This window comes from Stutzerimonas stutzeri (assembly GCF_018138085.1).
GTDB lineage: Bacteria > Pseudomonadota > Gammaproteobacteria > Pseudomonadales > Pseudomonadaceae > Stutzerimonas > Stutzerimonas stutzeri_AI.
Window position 1 is genome coordinate 44,012 of the sequence record NZ_CP073105.1, and the last position, 19,782, is coordinate 63,793.

Genomic DNA, 19,782 nt, shown 5'->3' on the forward strand with positions numbered 1-19,782 from the left:
AATGTGCTGGTTTGGACCCCGTGAACGGCTGAAGGTGCAGCCACACGGCAAGCGGTCTGGTAGGCAGCGGACCCACAACAGTCACCTTGGGTTCCCGTCTGTCGGGACGATTGGTCCAGCGGCGCGGCGCCGCCGATAGCCAAGGAGGCGCCCGTGGCAGGGCCTGCGCGGGTTACGGGTCAGCGAGGCCGTGGATCTTCTTCTACACTCAGGCGGCGTTCGACACGCAAGCGCCCGGCGGGCCGGGGAGGCGAGCCGAACGGCGCAATCCAAAGCCGCTGCGGCACACCGCGAAATAAGCTGCACGGGGCCTTATCTTCGGCCTGGGTTTACCTAATAATGCGCGCCGCGTCCGTCGGCTTCGGCGCTTCTTTTTCACTGCCAATTCATCGGTGTTCATTTTGAAAATTCGTCAAACGATTCTTGGTCTCCTGTTCGCCTGCGGCAGCGTCGTCCTGCCCCTCTCCGTCACCGCTGCCCCGGCGAGCTCCGCGCACCAGGAGCTGGCGTCTGGCAGCGCCCTGCTGATCGACCTGAAGACCAACGAGGTGCTGTATTCGAGCAACCCCGACCTGGTGGTACCGATCGCCTCGGTGACCAAGTTGATGACCGCGATGGTCGCGCTCGACGCCAAGCTGCCGCTCGATGAGCAACTGCCGGTCACCATTCGCGATGCGCGGGAGATGCAGGGCGTGTTTTCACGGGTGCGCATCGGTAGCGAGATCAGCCGGCGCGAGATGCTCCTGTTGGCGCTGATGTCGTCGGAAAACCGCGCTGCGGCAAGCCTCGCGCATCACTATCCGGGCGGTTACAGCGCTTTCATCCAGGCCATGAACACCAAGGCCAAGGCACTGGGCATGACCCACACGCGCTACGTCGAACCCACCGGGCTGTCGGTGCAGAACGTGTCCAGCGCCAACGACCTGGTCAAGCTGCTCAAGGCCAGCCAGGCCTATCCGCTGATCGAGCAGTTCAGCACCACCCACGAGAAGACCGTCGCCTTCCACAAGCCCAACTACACGCTGGGCTTTCGCAACACCAACGCGCTGGTGCGCAAGCCTGACTGGAACATCCAGGTGACCAAGACCGGCTTCACCAACGCCGCCGGCCACTGCCTGGTGATGCGCACCGTGATGAACAAGCGCCCCGTGGCGTTCGTGGTGCTGGATGCCTTCGGCAAGTACACGCACATGGCCGACGCCAGTCGCCTGAAGAAGTGGATGGAGACCGGCAAGGTGACCCCGGTCGCCCCGGCCGCGCTGGCCTACAAGCAGCAGAAGATGGCCGAGCGGCGCCTGGCCGCTCGATCCGGCGGCGCGACGACGGTCATCGCCGGCGCTCGCTGAAACGCCAGAGTCCGCTGGCAGCGCCGTGCGCAGGTCGCACGGCGCAAACCTCTGCGGCTCGGCCTTCACGCGGCCAACGGATACGGCCGCCGCCGCTCATACGCGTATCGATACGCGCCTCGATGCAACGATGCCGGTGCAGCTGACTCAAACGACTACATTCTCCCTCAGCGCAACGGGATTCGAACGTCGTTATGAGCACGCCAGACAACACCTACATCGAGTGGCTGGAAAACCAGTCCATGCTAAACGCCGCCCGCCAGCGGGCCCGGCTCTATGCAGGCCAGGCGCGGCTCTGGCAGCGTCCCTATGCCCAGGCGCGGCCACGCGATGCCAGTGCCATCGCCTCGGTGTGGTTCACCGCCTACCCGGCCGCCATCATCACGCCAGAAGGCGGCTCGGTGTTGCAGGCGCTGGGTGATGACCGGCTCTGGAGTGCACTCTCCGAGCTGGGCGTGCAGGGCATCCACAACGGCCCGATGAAGCGCTCCGGCGGGCTGCGCGGGCGCGACTTCACGCCGACCATCGACGGCAACTTCGACCGCATCAGCTTCGACATCGACCCCAACCTCGGCACCGAGGCCGAGATGCTGCAGCTCAGCCGCATGGCCGCAGCGCACAATGCGGTCGTCATCGACGACATCGTGCCGGCGCACACCGGCAAGGGCGCCGACTTTCGGCTTGCCGAGATGGCCTACGGCGACTATCCGGGCCTCTACCACATGGTCGAGATCAACGAGGAAGACTGGCCGCTGCTGCCGGACGTGCCCAAAGGCCGCGACTCGGTGAACCTCTCGCCGATGGTGGTCGACCAGCTCAAGGACAAGCACTACATCGTCGGCCAGCTGCAACGGGTGATCTTCTTCGAGCCCGGCATCAAGGACACCGACTGGAGCGCCACCGGCGTGATCACCGGCGTCGACGGCAAGCGCCGGCGCTGGGTCTATTTGCATTACTTCAAGGAAGGCCAGCCGTCACTGAACTGGCTGGACCCGACCTTCGCCGCCCAGCAACTGATCATCGGCGACGCCCTGCATGCCATCGATGTCTCCGGCGCGCGGGTGCTGCGCCTGGACGCCAACGGCTTCCTCGGCGTCGAACGCCGCGCCGAGGGTACCGCCTGGTCCGAGGGGCATCCGCTGTCGGTGACCGGCAACCAGCTGATCGCCAGCACCATCCGCAAGGCTGGTGGCTTCAGCTTCCAGGAGCTGAACCTGACCATCGACGACATCGCCGCGATGTCCCACGGCGGCGCCGACCTGTCCTACGACTTCATCACCCGACCGGCCTATCACCACGCCCTGCTCACCGGCGATACCGAGTTCCTCAGGCTGATGCTGCGCGAGGTGCACGCCTTCGGCATCGACCCGGCCTCGCTGATCCACGCCATGCAGAACCACGACGAGCTGACCCTCGAGCTGGTGCACTTCTGGACCCTGCACGCCTACGACCATTACCACTACCATGGCCAGACGTTGCCCGGCGGCATCCTCCGTGAACACATTCGCGAGGAAATGTACGAGCGGCTGACCGGCGAGCACGCGCCCTACAACCTCAAGTTCGTCACCAACGGCGTGTCCTGCACCACGGTCAGCGTGATCACCGCGGCGCTGGGCATTCGTGACCTGAACGCCATCGGCCCGGCCGAGATCGAACAGATCCAGCGGCTGCATATCCTGCTGGTCATGTTCAACGCCATGCAGCCCGGCGTATTCGCCCTCTCCGGCTGGGACCTGGTCGGTGCCCTGCCGCTGGAAGCCGAGCAGGTCGAGCACCTGATGGGCGACGGCGATACCCGTTGGCTGCACCGTGGCGCCTACGACCTGGCCGACCTGGCGCCGGAAGCCGAAGTCTCCAGCGAAGGCCTGCCCAAGGCGCGCTCGCTCTACGGTAGCCTGGTCGATCAGCTGCAGAACGTCGGCTCCTTCGCCTGCCAGCTCAAGCGCATCCTCAGCGTGCGCCGCGCCTACGACATCGCCGCCAGCAAGCAGATCATGATCCCCGACGTGCAGACTCCGGGTCTGCTGGTCATGGTTCATGAACTGCCGGCTGGCAAAGGCGTGCAGATCACCGCGCTCAACTTCAGCGCCGAGACCATCAGCGAGACGCTCACCCTGCCCGGCATCGCGCCCGGCCCGGTGGTGGACATCATCCACGAAAGCGTCGAAGGCGATCTGACCGAGAACGGCGAAATGACCTTCAACCTCGATCCCTACGAAGGCCTGGCCCTGCGTGTGGTGAGCGCCGCGTCGCCGGTGCTGTGAGCCCGTCGGACCCGCGCCGGCTTTTTCGGGCTTGGCGCGGCGGCGACGGCGCACTACCGTGTGGGGCGAATCCCCGAACGACAATGCGGCCAGCGGCCTCGCGCCGGCTGGCCCCGGAACAGGAGCAACTCATGACTGCGGAAAACATGCGCCACATCGAACATCGCCCAGGCGGCGGCGCCGAGTGTCTGCGAGTGGCCGAGGGGCCGGTGCCCGAGCCGGGCCCGCAGGATGTGCTGGTGCGTGTCGCCTACGCCGGCATCAACCGCCCGGACGTGTTCCAGCGCTCCGGCAGCTACCCGCCGCCACCGGATGCCTCGCCATTGCTGGGCCTGGAGATCGCCGGTGAGATCGTCGCGCTGGGTGCCGAGGTCAGTGGCTGGGCGGTGGGCGACCAGGTCTGCGCGCTGACGCCCGGCGGCGGCTACGCCGAATATTGCGTGGCGCCCGCCGAGCATTGCCTGCCGGTGCCGGCCGGGTTGTCCTTGATCGAGGCCGCCGCCCTGCCGGAAAACTACTTCACCGTCTGGAGCAACGTCTTCGACCGCGGTCGCCTGCAACAAGGCGAGACCTTCCTGGTGCACGGCGGCTCCAGCGGCATCGGCCTGACCGCGATCCAGCTGGCCAAGCAGTTCGGTGCCCGCGTGCTGACCACCGTCGGCAATGCCGAGAAGGCCGAAGCCTGTCGCCGTGCCGGTGCCGACCGAGTAATCCACTACCATGAGGAAGATTTCGTCGAGGTGGTCGCCGAGTTCACCCAGGGCAACGGCGCTGACGTCATTCTCGACATGGTTGGCGGCGACTACATTCCACGCAACGTGAAGTCCCTGGCCATCGAAGGCCGGCTGGTGCAGATCGCCTTTCTCAAGGGTAGCCGGGTCGAGCTGGACACCTCGCCGATCATGCGCAAGCGCCTGACCTTCACCGGCTCGACGCTGCGCCCGCGCAGCCGTGCCGACAAGGCCGCCATCGCCGCCGCGCTGCGCGAGCAGGTCTGGCCGTTGCTGGAGCAGGGTCGCTGCCATCCGGTGATCCATGCGACCTTCCCGCTGGCCGAGGCGGCCGAAGCGCACCGGCTGATGGAGAGCAGCAAGCACATCGGCAAGATCATGCTCGATCTCGCGCCTTAAAGGCGCCGCCCGAACCACCGGGAGGTCGCGCCTCTTGCAAACGCGGCGATGCGTCTGTGGGAGCCCCGACCGCGGCGCGAAGCTTTGCTTTGAGCGGGCAGGGACCGCATCGGCCGCGAGGTCGCGCTTATTGCAAAATTAACAAGGCGGGCGGCCCCGGGACATTTGCCTGGCGCGCGGCGCTGGCTATAGTGCGCGCCGGGCGGCCGCAACGGTCGCCCCGCCCGCCCCTCGCCATGAGAGCCACCGTGCCCACGCCCACCCGCCTCCGCGTTCTGCGCGCCCTCGTCGCCGGGCTCGCTGCCCTGCCCGTCATCGCCCTGGCGCAGGCCCTGTGCAGCGCCGACCAGCAGCCGCTGTGCCTGAATCGCTGCACCTGTTTGCCCGCCCCGGTTCCGCCAGCGAGCCTGCAGAGCGAGGCGCTCTACCAGCGTCTGCAAGGGTTGGCGGCGGCCGGGCTGGAGGCCTGGATTCGCCAGTCGCGCGACCAACTGGCCATGCAGCCGAGCCAGCCGGTGCCGTTGCAGGTGCGCTCGCAACTGGAGCCGTATTACGACCTGGCCGTGCTGGAAACCGCGCGCTATCGCGTCGGTGACGACAACGTCCTGACCACTGCCGGTGCCCTGCTGCGCAACCCCGACATCGCCGCCGTCACGCTGATCGACCTGATCGTGTTCCGCAACGAGGCCGATGCCGAGCACAACGTCGCCCTCTGGGCCCACGAACTCAAGCACGTCGAGCAATATTTGCAGTGGGGCGTCGGCGAGTTCGCCCGACGCTACACGCAGGACTACCAGCAGGTCGAACGGCCCGGCTACGCCATGGAGCTGCGGATCGAACGCGAGCTGGGTCAGCGTGCCGCGGGGCCGACGGCGCCCTAGCGGCTGCTCATCGCGTCGACGGTCGCGCAGGCAGGGATCGGCTGGTGGCCGCTCCGGTCCGCGTTTCTCCGAGTCCTCCGGTCGGGCTTTTGTCGGCTCGTCGGCTGATGCTGGAACCATCCGCCGCTTCCCCGCCTCTGCTCTATACAGGCTGTCACCAGCATCGAACCGAGCCGAAGCGGCGCCGTCACGCGCCCGGCTCGCCAGACGAGGATCAAGCACATGAGCGACGAACAGCGCATACGCGACCGGGCCTATGAAATCTGGGAAGCCAAGGGCCGTCCCGAGGGCCAGGAGGCCGAACACTGGGCCCAGGCCCGCGACGAGGTCGAGTTCTACAAGGAGGGCGACGCCACCGCCGGTAGCGTCGAGAGCAGCGTCGCCATTCCCATGCCGGCGACGGGGGCCAATGCCGACACAAAGCCGGATCGCGACAACTGATCGCGCCGCCAGGCGCGCCAGCACTTGCGCTGCTGGCGCGCCCTGGCAGCCATGCCCGACAACCTTCCGAAGCTGATGCTGCCTCGAGCCGCCCCAATTACAGGCTCCTGACTTCCCGATGACGTACGCACTCGACTATCAGGCCATATTCGAAGCCAATCCCAACCTGCACCTGATCCTGGCGCCGGATAAAGATTTCACCGTTCTGGCCGCGAACGACGCGAGGCTGCGCGCAACCTATACACGCCGAGAGCAGAGCGTGGGCCGCCCGGTTTTCGAGGTGTTTCGCAAGAATCCGGATGATCCTGACGAGTTCGGCACAAGCGTGCTGCGCGCCTCCCTGGAGCGCGTTCTGCGCAGCCGCAGCCCTGACGAGATGGCCATCACCCGCTACGACATCCCGCGTCCGGCCTCGGAAGGCGGCGGCTTCGAGGTGCGCTACTGGAGCCCGGTCAACGTCCCGGTACTCGGCGCCGACGGCAACGTGCGCTACATCATCCACCAGGTCGAGGACGTGACCGACGAGGTGCAGCAGCCTGATGCGGGCATGCTCAGCCACCTCAACGAGCGCTTTCGCGCCGCCCTACTGGCCTCGGGCACCGGCACCTTCAACTGGGCGCTGCGTGACGGCAGCCTGCACTTCGACAGTGCCTTGGAACAGATATTCGGCCTGGCCCATGGCGTCCGTGTCGCCAACCTCGAGGGCTTCGTCGCCCAGGTCCATCTCGAGGACCGTGAGCGGGTGCGCCAGGCGTTCGAGCAGTATGCCGAGGGTGAGGATTTCGCCATCGAGTTCCGCCTGGCCCGCGCCAGTACCGGGGACAAATGGCTGGCCTGCAAGGCCAAGGCCTTCTGCGATGCCGAGGGCACCCTCGCCTACGTCGCTGGCGCCTGCACCGACATCACCGCACGCAAGCAGGCCGAAGAATCGCTGCGTATCAGCGAGAACCGCCTGCGCCAGCTCAATGAACAGCTCGAAGCGCGGGTGGCGACTGAAGTGCGTGAGCGCAGCCGTACCGAAGACGCCCTGCGCCAAGCCCAGAAAATGGAAGCCGTCGGCCAGCTCACCGGCGGCATCGCCCACGATTTCAATAACCTGCTCACCGGCATCGTCGGCAGCCTGGACCTCATGCAGCGCCGCCACGCCCGCGGCGAGCAGGACCTGGATCGCTACATCAACGCCGCGGTCACCTCGGCCCAGCGTGCCGCGGCGCTGACCCAACGGTTGCTGGCCTTCTCGCGCCGACAAACCCTTCACCTCAAGCCGGTCGACGTCAACCAGCTGGTGGCGTCCCTGGAAGATCTGCTGCACCGCACCACCGGCGAAAACATCACGCTGGAGACCCGGCTCAGCGCCGGCCTGCTGCCCGCCTGCATGGATGCCAATCAGCTGGAAAGCGCGGTGATCAATCTGGTCATCAACGCCCGCGACGCCATGCCCCACGGCGGGCGTATCACCGTGTCGACCGCCTCCTTCGTCATGGGCAACCGGCCCGATCCGGCCAAGCGCGGCCTGAACGAAGGCGAATACATCCTGCTCAGCGTGACCGATACCGGCACCGGCATGACGCCGGAAATAATCGCGCGCGCCTTCGAGCCCTTCTTCACCACCAAACCCATCGGCCAGGGCACCGGGCTCGGGCTTTCCATGGTCTATGGCTTCATCAAGCAGGCCAAGGGCTACGTGCAGGTCGAGTCCGAGCCGGGCCGCGGCAGCCGCGTCTGCCTCTACCTGCCGGTCCACCATGGCGAAGCGGTCACGCCGGTCCCCGAAAGCGAGCCGGTGCTCAACGGCGCGGGCGAAACCATCCTGGTGGTCGAGGACGAGCCGGTGGTCCGCTCCCTCGTCGTCGAGGTGCTTAACGATCTCGGCTACCAGACGATCGAAGCTGGTGACGCCACCGAAGCCCTGCCCAGCCTCGAGGATGGCCAGCGCATCGACCTGCTCATCACCGACGTCGGCCTGCCCGGCATGAATGGCCGGCAACTGGCAGACGTCGCCCGCCAGCACCGCCCCAGCCTCAAAGTCCTGTTCGCCACCGGCTACGCCGAAAGCGCCACGGCGAAGGATTTCCTAGGCAAGGGCATGGCCGTCATTACCAAACCCTTCGCCATCGAAGCCTTCGCCAGCAAGGTCCGCGAAATGCTCGGCCCGCAGGCCGGCTGAGCCCGGCGCCTTGCTGCTCGAGGGTAATCAGGCGCAGCCGTGAACCGGTCACAGCCCTGAAAAGCTGTGGCCGGGACGGGCCAGACACGTCTGCCAAACCCGTCCCCTTCCCTGCGCTCCTCCCTTGCGGTGCGACGCCTGAGCCTGGATGCGCCGGATGGGACGCGATTCACATGCCGCTGGTCCGCTACTTGCTCGCTAATAGCCATCAGCCACTGGCTGGGTAATTACTTCCCAGAAACAGACTATTCACAGAGACAGGTAGGTTCTATGAAACGTGTAATGACATGGATGCTCGCGTTTTCACTGCCTTGCGCCGCAAGCCTGCAGGCGGCCAAGTCCGCGCAATGCGAGGTGGTGCGGCTGGCAGACGTCGGCTGGACCGACATCACCATGACCACAGCGATCACCCGCCTTCTGCTCGGCGATCTGGGTTATCGGACCCAGGTGTCGCGGCTGTCGCTCCCGGAAACCTACGCTGCCCTGGCGGATGGGAAGATCGACGTGTTTCTCGGCAACTGGATGCCCGCGCAGGCCGCGCTTGCCCAGCCGCATCTGGATGCCGGGCGGATCGAGAAGCTGCAAACCAACCTGCCGGTCGTGCGCTATACCCTGGCCGTGCTGGAGCCCGCCTACCAGGCGGGGCTGCATGATTTCGCCGACATCCAGCGCTTCAACAAAGAGCTGGGCGGGAAAATCTACGGGCTCGAGCGCGGTAATGGCGGTAACAAGATGGTGCAGAGCATGATCGACGGCAACGTCTTCGGCCTGCAGGGTTTCACCCTGGTGGAATCGAACGAGAACGAAATGCTCAATCACGTCGAGCTGGCCCAGCGTCTGGGCAAACCGGCGGTGTTCCTGGGTTGGGAGCCGCACCCGATGAACGAACGCCTTCGCATGGTCTACCTGTCCGGCGGCGATGCCTATTTCGGCCCCAATAACGGCGCCGCACAGGTCAACACCGTCGCCCGCGGCGGCTTCTCGAAAGACTGCCAGAACCTGACGCGGCTATTTACCAACATGACCTTCACCATCGCGTCAGTCAGTGGACTGATGGCTGCGGTGCAAGAACCCAATACCAATCGCCGCCGGGTTGCCAAGCAATGGATCGAAGACAACCCTGACACCGTCGCCACCTGGCTCAAGGGTGTCAGCCATCGTGAGGGCGGAGCGGCGATAGCAGGAGTACGTTCGGCGGCAAGCAACTAAGCACGGATCGGCGAAAGGCCGTCGCGCCGAGACGCACTAAGAGGCGCCCGGCCGCATCAATGCGGTGGTCGCCGTGGTGGCGGAACAGCCTGTTACCTTTGGTACCCAGCAGACGAGCGCAGGCAGCATTTCGCCTCGCTAGCGCTGGCGAAGCTGGATAACCGGCCGCCAGCGCTAGCTGACATTGCCTAGGCCCGTCGTGATTGCTATACCTCGCTTGCAGCAGGTCGGTGGCCAGCGCTCATTGTCAGCACCGATTAAGCCGCCCGGCTTCGACACCGTAGTCGTCAATAGCAAGCAACAGGGCCGTCGTCTTGTCCAGCGGTGTCCGCCCAGGGCCTGCCGTTGAACTCAGCGAAACCCTTCATCTGTTAACCCTGCAAAAACTACTGATTAAGCCTTTCGGACCCTTTACCTGGCATATCGCCATCGGTAACGTGCCAGAGCGCGCCAGGATCTCCGCGCGCACACTTCGCCGCTCCGGCTCAAGCCCAGCGGTCAGCACAACGGGCATCCGCCCACACCAAGGACAGGCAGCGATGGCCCGCTTTTTCCCCGAATTGCTCCCAGGTTGCGACGCAAGCGAATACAGCGTCTCCGCCATCTTCTCCGTATTTGCAATCCGTCGTAGCGCCTTTCACGAGTTGATCCATGGCAAAAGTCATAAGCATGGCCGTGACGTGGTGCATAACCAGAAAGACGGGCGTCGAAATCGTTGTGCTGCCCGGCGTAGAGCTGCTCAAGTCGCGACGAAGAGAATCTTATCCACCACGCCCGTTCGGGGTGTTATGCACCAATTGGTGTCTAATTATAGTTAGGCACAACATGAAACTAGACCGTGCCAGGCAGTTAATAAATGAGGGGATTGATAGAAACAACCCAATGGGTAGCCTCATTCATATTCTTGAATCAGCTATTGAACTCGTGTCGCTCCCGGATAATGATTTCTGTTGGTCATATTGGGAGAGTGGAGAAGAAGCAAAGCAAGAGATGCTTGCTTTAATAGGTTCAGTAAAAAATGGCGTTTTACCTGACCAAGAAAAAATATCAGTACTGTTTGCTGTAACTGGCCCGCTGCAAGAGGTTAGCATGAGCAGTGGCTGGGCTGACGCATACTTAAAAATTGCGGATAAATACGATAAAGTTGAAAGTATTTTATGGTGAGCGGCTAACAAGGCGCTCAAATCGTTCGCTTCGCTCACTGGGACGGGCTAAAGCCCGCCCCTTAGCTTAATCGTTAGAGATCAACATCATGGCTGCACTTTTAGCCGTTATAATCGCCGGAGCCATAGCAGTATTTATGTTTGGCTTCCTAGTTGCCGCCTCATTCAATGTAGGCTGGGGCCTGTCAATCGGAGAAATAGCTTCGCTATTCGTTGCATCAGCTGCTTTTTTTATCTCAACATATCAGACGTATACAACAAGGTTGCATAATAGACTTACAGTTAAACCAAAAATCTCAATAAATATATCGCTATCAACGGGGAACTCCCCATCTGTTGGATTTTTTGTGAAAAACTCAGGCACCGGCCCAGCAGTGATTGAAAGCATAGAACTAATAAAAGGTAACGAAAGCGGTTATTAACAGATGGATCGTTTAAAAAAATTGTTCCCAACTGGGCTAATCAACAATTCAAATTCACAGCACTACCCATGGGCTACCCCCTACTAAGCAATGATGGCGTATGGATTGTTGAAACGTCATCCTCAAATCATGCAGTCTTTGACTCAGAGCTTGATGGCTTACAATCAAAGTCAAATATAAGTCTATTTACGATGAGCTCTTTTCCGGCTCGTTGAGTGTCAATTGATCTCTAACAACTGGTTCAAACCGTTCGCTTCGCTCACTGGGACGGGCTAAAGCCCGCCCCTTAACCAAACGTTATGTGCTATCAAATTAGGGAGTGAGTAATGATTCCTAAGTATGGAAGTAATAAATTTCAGTGCCCACACTGCGAAACAGTTGCTGCTCAAGAGTGGTTTACAGCGAACAAAGCAAGCTCGACAGCAACCAGCATCATTAACCACCTCTATTTGGATTACAGAGCAAAAATTGATGATTATTCGCAAGAGACAATAAGTAGGTTTCTACAAGAAATTAATAATCCATTTAGCAACAGTTTTTATAAATTTGTCCCTAACGGTTTCGCAGTAGCAACATGCTCCTCATGTGAAAATTTTACACTATGGGTCAATACGGAGATTGTATTCCCAAAAAAAACCACGCTGCCGCCACCAAATGCCGACTTGAACGAAGATATAAAATCTCTTTACCTTGAGGCCGCATCAATTCTTGTGGATTCGCCGAAAGGTGCGACAGCTCTACTGAGACTGGCACTCCAGAAATTGTTAGAGCAAGTCGGCAAGAGTGGTAAGAATATCAATGGTGATATCAAAGAGTTAGTTGCAGAAGGACTTAGCCCTAAAATCCAACAAGCTTTAGATCTGCTTAGAGTTATAGGAAATAATGCTGTTCATCCAGGACAGATAAACTTAGACGACAACACTGATATTGCTCAAAAACTTTTTGGGATTTTAAATTTTATTGCGGAAGAGCTTTTGACAAAACCAAAAGAGCTGGAGCAACTATATGCCGATTTAATCCCAAGTGAAACCAAAGAGCATATTAAGCAACGGGATGGAACATAACAAATGGTTCAAACCGCTCACTCCGTTCGCTGGGACGGGCTAAAGCCCGCCCCTTAACCAACGTTAGGTTGCAAGGGATTATGCACGACATTAAATCAAACCTTTACCCATGCGCTCACTGCACCGGAGTCGGTACATGCAAGAACGGCCAGGAAGAACAATCGTGTGCCGTTTGTGTAAAGGACAGTGAATTAAAAGGCAAGGTGTTCATAGGGCTTCCCTGTTCTGTTTGCGGCGGAATAGGCCAAGCAGAGCCAAAAACAGAGCGCATCAATAAGCGTATGCCAGCGTTGCTCGGCTTCGCGGTAGTTTTCTTGCTCATCAGTATCGTGTTTTTTGCCGCATTAACAAACAGCCAATACTTCAGTGAAATCCTTGCCTTTTCCGGTACGCTAATTGGTACGGTGCTAGGTTTCTATTATTCAGCCCGTGCGCGAGCAACCTAACAACCGGTTTAAACCATTCGCTTCGCTCACTAGGACGGGCTAAGGCCCATCCCTTAACCAAACGTAGTCCTATACAGAGGGTCCGCGATGGCTCGAAGATCAACCAAGGCAGAAAATACCTTATTCGTTCTTGCCTTGATTATTGGGCTTCCTATCTACGGAATTTCAAAAATATTTGAGACCTCTGGCTGGGTAGCTCCATCACTTATAGTTACCGGAGTGCTGGCCCTAATAGCACTGTACAAATACAACAAAAAGCAGCAGCGCCTCGCATATCTACGAGAGAAATACAAAGAAGAAATAATTGTCCGTAAGATCTATGATGGATATTTCTGGGAAGGACAAACCTCTGAACAGCTTCTAGACTCCTTAGGTAGTCCTGAGGCTGTCGACAACAAGCTGTTAAAAACAAAAACAAAAGAAATTTGGAAATACAATCGGCAAGGTGTAAACCGCTTCGCACTTCGAATCACAGTAGAAAATGGCTATGTAGTTGGCTGGGATAAAAAGGCCTAAAAATTGGTTCACCACTCGCTTCGCTCGCTGGGACGAGCTAAAGCTCGCCCTTAACCAAACTTAGGCCACAGTCAACAGGAGAAAATCATGGCTGGAATGCTTCAAATAATTACATACCTGCTCGCTTTCTATCTAGTAATCAAGGGGGTAGAAATTCTTCAAATTGCTCTATCGTCAAATAGGGAGAAGCGCGGAGGAATTATCACATTGGGCGTATTGGTGCTACTGGCTTGCCTGATGGCTGCCGGCAGCTTTGTTGCTATGCAAGATCAGCAAGTGCAATCACTCAGTCGAAACCAGTAACTCTCATGAGCGTCCCCCTAACTTGCGGTTCAAGTCGTTCGCTCCGTTCACATGGCCGTCCAAAAGCCGCGCTTTTGGACGGCCCTTAACCTAGCGTTAGGCGGAAGCGCAAGGAGGCCATCAGCATGAACGCGGTTTCGAAAGAAACAGCTCTTGAGTTTTGTAAGTTATGCAATTGGGCATACGAGTGCTGGTCGACACATAAACAGCTATTTGATAGCAATAGAAATCGTGAGAATACTTTAGGTAAAGCTAGATACTTCACATCTAGGCTATCGATCATAACGCAAGAATATTCTCTCCAGCAGATTTGCAAGCTTCATGACCCAGCAATACAGCAGAGCAAAATTAATCTGACAATCGACTACATCTGCCGTTTTGGCGACTGGGCTGAATCAAGCACAAATATTCTGACCATTCAGAAAATCTCTCGAGCCTCGCAACAAAACTAAATGCGGCCCGCAACAAACTTCTAGCACACAATGACCTTGAGACAATAATGAAAAATGAAACTCTTGGAGAGTTTCCTCTAGGTGCAGACGAGCAGTATTTCAAGGAACTGCAAAACCTAGTCAACCTAGTGCATGAGAAATGGTTTGAATGCCCCTACCCGTTCAACGATTTAGCGATCGCAGATGCCAATGACTTCATTCAGCTACTCAAGAAAGCCTAACAAGTGGTTAGAACCGCTCGCTTCGCTCACTGGGACGGGCTAAAGCCCGCCCCTTAACCAAACGTTAGCTGGTATTGCTATGAGTATTGATCAGTCCGAAACCGTCGACATCATAAGCCAGGCACCGGATGGCACCGTTGTGCTTACCATATCCGATCATCTGGAGTGGGACGCACAAAATGAGCACCTCTTTCTGCTACAAGAAAAGCTGAACTCATACTTTCGTTTCCTCGAAAGTGGTAAGATCTATGAATCTTATCCAAGTGCTAAAGGCGCCAATTTTCTCCTTAGCTTAGTTTGCCAGTTTCGACCAACAGAGGTAGCGTTGGGCTTTCTTGAAAGAGTTAGAAGTATTGCAGAGAGCGCAGGCTGTGGATTCAGTTGGCGGCCTCTCAATGGGGCATACATCGATGACCACGACTGAGATCATATATATATGACCCACTCCTTTTCCATACTCCCGCAGAACTTCGCAGTCGCACGGTTAGAGCCGAATGCTGACCTGCCGAGCGCTGTTTTGGCATCACCGGGCTTTATGTCGATCACTCGGACAGAGGATGAACTGTCGATCGTCTGTGCGGAGAATGTCGCAACCGGCTTAACCCGAGTGGATAGCGCGTGGCGCGCGATCAAGGTGCAGGGGCCGTTTGCTTTTGATCAAACGGGGGGGTTGGCGTCCTTCCTAGACCCGCTCGCGGTGGCTGCCATCGGTATTTTTGCGGTGAGCACCTTCGATACCGACTACATCCTGGTCAAGTCGGCTAATCTCGAAGCCGCGGTGGCGGCGTTGAAGGATGCGGGCCACCCTCTCCTGGTCTGATACAGAAAGCTCACCAATCACTATAGGGACATAGCATGGATAACCAATACGCTACGCCATTAGCGAAGCTGGTAACTACCGAAAATACCTCCGGCATGGGGCGCGACGCTGAGATTCCGGAAGGCGTGAAGGGGTGGAGCTGGGGCGCCTTTATGTTCAATTGGATATGGGCGTTGAGTAATCGCACGTGGATAGGGCTGTTTGCACTGCTTCCCTATGTTGGATTTCTCATGGCAGTGGCGCTTGGAATCAAGGGCCGGGAGTGGGCCTGGAGGAATAAGAAGTGGGAGAGCGTAGAGCACTTCCAACGCGTGCAAAGGCGTTGGTCGCTCTGGAGCCTTCTCTTCGTTGGCGTTGCGATAGTGGGCATTCTCGCTGCCATCGCCATTCCTGCGTACCAGGACTACGTGCAACGTGCCTCGGGCGGCTGAGAGCTGAACGGGGAAGGGGACAGGTCCATTGGCTTGGCGGTCGCCGACTTCAAGAAAACGGACCTGTCCCGCTGCCCTGGCTATCCCAAGCGGCGTACGTGCGCCTGCTCCTCGCGCTGCGTTAATAGACTCTTAGAACATCACGCCGCAAGCAGCGCGATAGTGCTGTAAGGCCCGCAATCTCCTGTCAGTATCTACACGCGGGCTTTGGCGCACACGGCCTTGAGTTCGTCATGGCTGGACTTGCCCCTACAAAACCGGACACCAACTCCCCGTTAAATTGATGCTGCTGCCAAGCGCCTGAACTCCCTCGGCGAGCGGTATTTCAAAGCGCTGTGCGGATGCTGCTCGTTGTAATGCTCGAAGGCAATTGCCAGGTTGCGCAGCGCCGTTTCTCGATCCGGTTTGGGCATGTGCGCCACGTAGTCACGCTTGATCGTCTTCACGAAGCTCTCAGCCATGCCGTTGCTTTGCGGGCTGCGAACTGGGGTGGTCACCGGCTGCAAGCCGATCTGTCGAGCAAACAGGCGTGTCTGTTCGGCGGTGTACGCCGAGCCGTTGTCGCTTAGCCATTGCACCGGCGTGGCGGGCAGTTGATCACCAAAGCGCTTCTCCACGCTTTCCAGCATCAAATCGCGGATATCATCGCCGCTGTACCCGGTCGGGCTCGCGACCCAGCCGATGGCTTCGCGATCACAGCAATCCAGGGCGAAGGTCACGCTCAGTTTGGCGCCGTCCTCGCAACGGAACTCAAAGCCGTCCGAGCACCAACGCGTATCGCTGGCTTCCACCGCAATACGGCCTTCGTGCCGACGCGGCACACCGGGCTGTTTGATGCGGCGCTCAAGCAGCAAGTTGTGATCACGCATGACCCGGTAAACCCGCTTCACATTGATCGCCGGTAGCGACTGGGTTTCACGGGCGCGACGCAGCAATCCCCAGACGCGGCGGTAGCCGTAGCTGGGAAGTTCGCTGACCTGTTGCTGGATTTCAACTACCAGATCAGCATCGTTCACAGGCCTGCTCCGCCGTACTTTGGGGGATGCCGATTGCTTGATTCGAACCGTTAATTGCGAGCGCGCCACACCGAGACATTCGCTGACCAGCTTCACTGGTCGTCCCCCGGCAACAAGGGTGAGTGCGCAATCCATTTTCGCGACCGGGCGATCTCCACGGCCTCTTTGAGGATTTCTGCTTCCATCGTTTTCTTGCCCAGCATCCGTTGCAGTTCACGGATCTGCTTGAGCGCATCGCTCAGCTCGGAGGCAGGTACCACGGCTTCGCCAGCACTGACCGCCGACAAACTGCCGTCTTGGTAAAGCTTGCGCCACAGGAATAGTTGGTTGGCATTGATGCCGTTACGCCGAGCCACCAACGAAACGCTCTGCCCGGGCTCAAGGCTCTCTCGAACCATGGTCAGCTTTTGCTCAGGGCTCCAGCGGCGCCGCCGCTCCCGACCCAAAAGCTCCCCACTCTTATCGTTGCTATTAGTCATAAACATAACCGTTTGCCTATCCCTTATCGTAAGGGGGAAACGGTGTCCTGTCTTTCAGGGGGCTCGTTCAATGGCTCACCAGTTGCCGCTTACCCAGTTCGCCTGCCGCGTGCAGCGCTTCGATTGCCTCAAGCCCACGGGCGCCACCTCCAGGTTCTCGGGCCAGCCGAAAGAAAAAGCACAGATTTGTTTACCAATCAGTGGCTAGCTTCATAACAGCGTGTCACGTTCTACGGCGTAGCCCTTAATCCAACCAGGTCAGCACCCATGCAGCTAACGACACTCCTCGTTCCAACCTACATACAAATGCTCAAAACTCTTTCAGGCTGGCTGAAGAAAGCGCAGGCCCAGCTACCGGAAGCAGAGGCGCAGGCGCTGTTATCCGCACGTCTAGCGCCCGACATGTATCCGCTGTCCACTCAGGTTCGCTTTGCTTGTGTGCAGGCGCGGGAGGCCGTGTGCCGTCTGAGAGGAGAGCCGCTGCCAGCTGCCATTAACGAGCTGTTGAACGAGGGCCGACAGGCTGTCAAACACCCCGGATCGCTTGCAGAGGCTTATGCCCGTATCGATGAGACGGTCACGTTACTCGACGGCCTCGCAGCCGATGCGCTGGATGCGAAGGCAGACAAGCCAATCGCCCACGAACTGCCAAACGGGATGATTTTTGACCTGAGCGCGGAGCAATACGCCCGTGACTGGACGCTGGCGCAGTTCTATTTCCACGTCATGACCGCCTATTCGATATTGCGTAATCAGGGGATCAATCTCGGCAAGGCCGATTACGTGGCGCACATGCTGCCTTATCTGCGTCCTGAATCGATTCCAAAGGGGTAGCCGGGTAGGGTGGGTTGTAGCCCACCAGAGCGGCTCGGCCATGGGTTGGCGGGCTGAAGCCCAGCCTACGGAGTTGCCTGGGGCGACGCGAAACGGAAATGGAAGCAGATTTATTTTTTTTGGCCACTCCGTCCGCTTATCGCTCTCAATCAAATTGAACACTGCGGCACGACACTCCGGCATCAATCCAGCCATGTTCCGCTCAGCTTCAACAGCGTTCTTATGGCTCACCCGTTCGGCACGACCTTGTAGGGCGTATTGCTGAAGAAGATGTTGCGCCAGTCCGGGCGCCATTGAGGGATGCTCAGGGTAAAGCCCTGGGTGCGCTTGTCGAAGTCGATCCAGGTCACGCCCAGGGTTTGGCTGTCCTCGCTTGGCCGCATGTCCACTGAGCGCGTGGTAAAGAGTGGGCTGCGATATACCTTCGACCGATCTGCACGGTCGACGATGCGCAAATACGACAGGCCTCCGCCAGGAGCTAACAGGCCCTTTACCGGCACGCTTTCGATCAAATGCCCACCTTGCGGGCTGACTTGCGAAACCGACGGCGGCGCGCTCAGCGCATCGCTCAGGCTCCAGCCAAAGAGCAGGGCGAGCGCGGCGAGAAGGCTGCATACAGCGAGAATGGCTTTGTTCATGTCAGCGTTTCGGCAGGGTGATGGCGGGCGTGCCAGGTGGCAAGGGTTCGCGTAGCAGATCGGAAAACACGCGGAAGTCTCCGCCTCGTTTGTATCTGGCCCGGTAATCGGCGAAATGACTGTTCAGCACAAGCATGTAGCGTTTGCGCTGCTCGTCTATGTAGCGCCTTTGGTTCTGAGCACTCATTCCGAACAACGATTGCTGCGTGATGCTGCGGGAGACCGCATCGACGCCGGCATTATGCGCCGTGGCCTCCAGCAGGCTGGGAGCGACACCATCGAAGTTCCAGAAGCCCAGCGGCTGGCTGAACACCGAGCCATCGTCGTTGAAGTCGTAGTTGTCCTCAGCATAGAACAGCAAGGTTCTCGGGCGAAACAGGATGCGATCTGCATGTACTTCTACGTCACCCTCGGCCGCTACCCGCAGGTTGAAGTCCGCCAGCGCTCCTCGCAGGTCGTTGAGGCCTTCGCTGCCCCACTTGGAAAAGGTGATCGCGCGTGAGTTGAAGTAGCCGAAGCGCTCCACCGCGCTCGCCAGGTTCGGGAAAACCAGGGGATAGCAGCCGAGCCCCTTGTCGCCATAGGCCGTGAGCAGATGCTTGCGAATCTCACCCATGGCGGCGGTGTTGTTCCAGCTTCGGCGCAGCTCGGCGAGAACCGGCTGGACCTTGTCGAAACTGGCCACCCAGCTCATCTTGACGATGCTTTCCTCGATGTAGGCCAGGGTAGTCCCTGAAACCAGTGGCGCATCAGCGCGGCGGAAACCGGCCAATCGATGGCATCCATGGCTGCGGGAATATCGGTGATCTTGAACAGCCTGGCCTGAACTGGGGCGCCTTGCGTATTGCTCGCAGGGCTAAGGTTAGATTGTGCGACGACTGGCTCCGTGCTCGACATGCTGTGGCCTCAACCAACGAAGATTTCGGTTTGTGGGGCGAACTCGACGGACACGGTTTCGGCCGCGTAGCCTGCTACACGTTTGGTCTTGCCGTCCTCGTCGGTAACGCCTTCGATGACCTTGCCGGAGGCCGTCTTCAGCTTGTAGGGGCGGTTGGCCAAAGGCAGGCCGGTATCGCTATCGCTGAGCACGAAATGCTCGTCTAACTGGTTGGGTAGCGGCGCTGGCGCAGTGAAGGGCGCCGGGCTCACCGACGAGCCGACCAGGATATTGCCGGAGCCAGTCACGACGCTGCCGCCATGCGTCGTGGGGCTGCCGAGGAAGGCAACTGGCTTGCCGTTGACCAAGATAGTGGCTTCGCCTTCTGGTATCGCGCCGCCACAGCTACTGGCGTCACCGACTCGGGCAGCAGGTAGGTTATTGAACAACACGTCGGGCGAACCAACCGCTATCGGGTTGGAACCGTGGCCGGGGATGGGGCAGGAGTGGGTGTCGGATAAGCGAGCAGCGGGCTTGGCCATACGAGTTCCTTTCGTATCTGAGTGAAGGGCCAAACCCTAACAAGTCTGGGGGCGTTCATCGACTTCGCGATCCCAAGGAATCCGACCTGTTAACGTTTTTGCTTTACAAGGGCTGTCCGG

General features: G+C 59.2%; 21 protein-coding genes and 1 pseudogene. 18 read left to right on the forward strand and 4 right to left on the reverse strand.

All coding sequences use genetic code 11. The features are described 5' to 3' along the window. The first annotated feature begins 401 nt into the window (after nt 1-401). The 17 genes from pbpG (at nt 402) to KCX70_RS00285 (ending at nt 15,276) form a co-directional block, all read left to right on the forward strand. Entirely contained in the window at nt 402-1,346 is a 945-nt protein-coding gene (gene pbpG, locus KCX70_RS00205) for a D-alanyl-D-alanine endopeptidase (protein ID WP_212618916.1), read from the forward strand. 194 nt (nt 1,347-1,540) lie between these two features. Continuing rightward, nucleotides 1,541-3,610, forward strand: a complete 2,070-nt coding sequence (gene treS, locus KCX70_RS00210; RefSeq protein WP_102851918.1) for a maltose alpha-D-glucosyltransferase — start codon at nt 1,541-1,543, stop codon at nt 3,608-3,610. A 131-nt stretch (nt 3,611-3,741) separates the two neighbouring features. After that, the gene (locus tag KCX70_RS00215; protein WP_102851985.1) at nt 3,742-4,740 is read left to right on the forward strand and encodes an NAD(P)H-quinone oxidoreductase; all 999 of its coding nucleotides are present in this window, start codon (nt 3,742-3,744) and stop codon (nt 4,738-4,740) included. Nucleotides 4,741-4,988: 248 nt separating this feature from the next. Then, entirely contained in the window at nt 4,989-5,621 is a 633-nt protein-coding gene (locus KCX70_RS00220; RefSeq protein WP_392603057.1) for an eCIS core domain-containing protein, read from the forward strand. 222 nt (nt 5,622-5,843) lie between these two features. Continuing rightward, the gene (locus tag KCX70_RS00225; protein ID WP_102851916.1) at nt 5,844-6,062 is read left to right on the forward strand and encodes a DUF2934 domain-containing protein; all 219 of its coding nucleotides are present in this window, start codon (nt 5,844-5,846) and stop codon (nt 6,060-6,062) included. A 118-nt stretch (nt 6,063-6,180) separates the two neighbouring features. Next, nucleotides 6,181-8,229, forward strand: a complete 2,049-nt coding sequence (locus KCX70_RS00230) for a hybrid sensor histidine kinase/response regulator (RefSeq protein WP_212618918.1) — start codon at nt 6,181-6,183, stop codon at nt 8,227-8,229. A 270-nt stretch (nt 8,230-8,499) separates the two neighbouring features. Next, complete coding sequence (locus tag KCX70_RS00235; RefSeq protein ID WP_212618919.1) at nt 8,500-9,438, forward strand: ABC transporter substrate-binding protein; 939 nt, start codon at nt 8,500-8,502, stop codon at nt 9,436-9,438. Between the two features lie 825 nt (nt 9,439-10,263). Continuing rightward, nucleotides 10,264-10,602, forward strand: coding sequence for a hypothetical protein (locus KCX70_RS00240; RefSeq protein WP_212618920.1), 339 nt, complete (start codon nt 10,264-10,266; stop codon nt 10,600-10,602). A gap of 88 nt (nt 10,603-10,690) precedes the next feature. After that, on the forward strand, nt 10,691-11,023 hold the full coding sequence (locus tag KCX70_RS00245) for a hypothetical protein (protein WP_212618921.1): 333 nt from the start codon (nt 10,691-10,693) through the stop codon (nt 11,021-11,023). Between the two features lie 326 nt (nt 11,024-11,349). After that, the gene (locus tag KCX70_RS00250) at nt 11,350-12,087 is read left to right on the forward strand and encodes a DUF4145 domain-containing protein (protein WP_212618922.1); all 738 of its coding nucleotides are present in this window, start codon (nt 11,350-11,352) and stop codon (nt 12,085-12,087) included. An 80-nt stretch (nt 12,088-12,167) separates the two neighbouring features. Continuing rightward, entirely contained in the window at nt 12,168-12,533 is a 366-nt protein-coding gene (locus tag KCX70_RS00255; protein ID WP_212618923.1) for a molecular chaperone DnaJ, read from the forward strand. Between the two features lie 87 nt (nt 12,534-12,620). Next, a complete protein-coding gene (locus tag KCX70_RS00260; protein WP_249121687.1) occupies nt 12,621-13,049 on the forward strand; it encodes a hypothetical protein in 429 nt (142 codons plus the stop codon). An 87-nt stretch (nt 13,050-13,136) separates the two neighbouring features. Beyond that, the gene (locus KCX70_RS00265) at nt 13,137-13,352 is read left to right on the forward strand and encodes a hypothetical protein (protein ID WP_212618924.1); all 216 of its coding nucleotides are present in this window, start codon (nt 13,137-13,139) and stop codon (nt 13,350-13,352) included. Nucleotides 13,353-13,746: 394 nt separating this feature from the next. Continuing rightward, nucleotides 13,747-14,025, forward strand: a complete 279-nt coding sequence (locus KCX70_RS00270; protein ID WP_212620259.1) for a hypothetical protein — start codon at nt 13,747-13,749, stop codon at nt 14,023-14,025. Nucleotides 14,026-14,104: 79 nt separating this feature from the next. Next, nucleotides 14,105-14,449, forward strand: coding sequence for a DUF6572 domain-containing protein (locus KCX70_RS00275; protein ID WP_212618925.1), 345 nt, complete (start codon nt 14,105-14,107; stop codon nt 14,447-14,449). A 12-nt stretch (nt 14,450-14,461) separates the two neighbouring features. Continuing rightward, nucleotides 14,462-14,845: an ACT domain-containing protein gene (locus KCX70_RS00280; protein ID WP_212618926.1), complete on the forward strand. Its 384-nt coding sequence runs from the start codon at nt 14,462-14,464 to the stop codon at nt 14,843-14,845. A 35-nt stretch (nt 14,846-14,880) separates the two neighbouring features. Next, nucleotides 14,881-15,276, forward strand: a complete 396-nt coding sequence (locus tag KCX70_RS00285; protein WP_212618927.1) for a pilin — start codon at nt 14,881-14,883, stop codon at nt 15,274-15,276. A gap of 275 nt (nt 15,277-15,551) precedes the next feature. On the opposite strand, the gene KCX70_RS00290 is transcribed toward KCX70_RS00285, so the two are convergent. Beyond that, nucleotides 15,552-16,771, reverse strand: a protein-coding gene (locus KCX70_RS00290) for an IS3 family transposase (protein WP_392602239.1) whose coding sequence is annotated in 2 segments (ribosomal slippage) — nt 15,552-16,426 and nt 16,426-16,771 — 1,221 coding nt in all. Because the reading frame shifts where the segments join, the coding sequence is not laid out codon by codon here. 267 nt (nt 16,772-17,038) lie between these two features. On the opposite strand from KCX70_RS00290, the gene KCX70_RS00295 reads away from it, so the two are divergent. Further along, nucleotides 17,039-17,605 carry a DUF1993 domain-containing protein gene (locus tag KCX70_RS00295; RefSeq protein WP_102851908.1) on the forward strand — a complete coding sequence of 189 codons (567 nt, stop codon included), beginning with the start codon at nt 17,039-17,041 and terminating at the stop codon, nt 17,603-17,605. Between the two features lie 227 nt (nt 17,606-17,832). Here KCX70_RS00295 and KCX70_RS00300 read toward each other — a convergent pair whose 3' ends face one another. From KCX70_RS00300 to KCX70_RS00310, 3 genes and pseudogenes are all read right to left on the reverse strand, one after another. After that, nucleotides 17,833-18,243, reverse strand: coding sequence for a hypothetical protein (locus KCX70_RS00300; RefSeq protein WP_102851907.1), 411 nt, complete (start codon nt 18,241-18,243; stop codon nt 17,833-17,835). A gap of 1 nt (nt 18,244) precedes the next feature. Beyond that, nucleotides 18,245-19,140, reverse strand: a pseudogene (locus KCX70_RS00305) (DUF6402 family protein). Nucleotides 19,141-19,149: 9 nt separating this feature from the next. After that, nucleotides 19,150-19,662: a PAAR domain-containing protein gene (locus KCX70_RS00310; protein ID WP_212618929.1), complete on the reverse strand. Its 513-nt coding sequence runs from the start codon at nt 19,660-19,662 to the stop codon at nt 19,150-19,152. Nucleotides 19,663-19,782: the final 120 nt, after the last annotated feature.

Coding starts and splice junctions, on each gene's coding strand:
- treS (WP_102851918.1), top strand. CDS start 1,541: ATGAGCACGCCAGACAACACCTACATCGAGTGGCTGGAAAACCAGTCC.
- KCX70_RS00215 (WP_102851985.1), top strand. CDS start 3,742: ATGACTGCGGAAAACATGCGCCACATCGAACATCGCCCAGGCGGCGGC.
- KCX70_RS00225 (WP_102851916.1), top strand. CDS start 5,844: ATGAGCGACGAACAGCGCATACGCGACCGGGCCTATGAAATCTGGGAA.
- KCX70_RS00230 (WP_212618918.1), top strand. CDS start 6,181: ATGACGTACGCACTCGACTATCAGGCCATATTCGAAGCCAATCCCAAC.
- KCX70_RS00235 (WP_212618919.1), top strand. CDS start 8,500: ATGAAACGTGTAATGACATGGATGCTCGCGTTTTCACTGCCTTGCGCC.
- KCX70_RS00240 (WP_212618920.1), top strand. CDS start 10,264: ATGAAACTAGACCGTGCCAGGCAGTTAATAAATGAGGGGATTGATAGA.
- KCX70_RS00245 (WP_212618921.1), top strand. CDS start 10,691: ATGGCTGCACTTTTAGCCGTTATAATCGCCGGAGCCATAGCAGTATTT.
- KCX70_RS00250 (WP_212618922.1), top strand. CDS start 11,350: ATGATTCCTAAGTATGGAAGTAATAAATTTCAGTGCCCACACTGCGAA.
- KCX70_RS00255 (WP_212618923.1), top strand. CDS start 12,168: ATGCACGACATTAAATCAAACCTTTACCCATGCGCTCACTGCACCGGA.
- KCX70_RS00260 (WP_249121687.1), top strand. CDS start 12,621: ATGGCTCGAAGATCAACCAAGGCAGAAAATACCTTATTCGTTCTTGCC.
- KCX70_RS00265 (WP_212618924.1), top strand. CDS start 13,137: ATGGCTGGAATGCTTCAAATAATTACATACCTGCTCGCTTTCTATCTA.
- KCX70_RS00275 (WP_212618925.1), top strand. CDS start 14,105: ATGAGTATTGATCAGTCCGAAACCGTCGACATCATAAGCCAGGCACCG.
- KCX70_RS00280 (WP_212618926.1), top strand. CDS start 14,462: ATGACCCACTCCTTTTCCATACTCCCGCAGAACTTCGCAGTCGCACGG.
- KCX70_RS00285 (WP_212618927.1), top strand. CDS start 14,881: ATGGATAACCAATACGCTACGCCATTAGCGAAGCTGGTAACTACCGAA.
- KCX70_RS00295 (WP_102851908.1), top strand. CDS start 17,039: ATGCAGCTAACGACACTCCTCGTTCCAACCTACATACAAATGCTCAAA.
- KCX70_RS00300 (WP_102851907.1), bottom strand. CDS start 18,243: ATGAACAAAGCCATTCTCGCTGTATGCAGCCTTCTCGCCGCGCTCGCC.
- KCX70_RS00310 (WP_212618929.1), bottom strand. CDS start 19,662: ATGGCCAAGCCCGCTGCTCGCTTATCCGACACCCACTCCTGCCCCATC.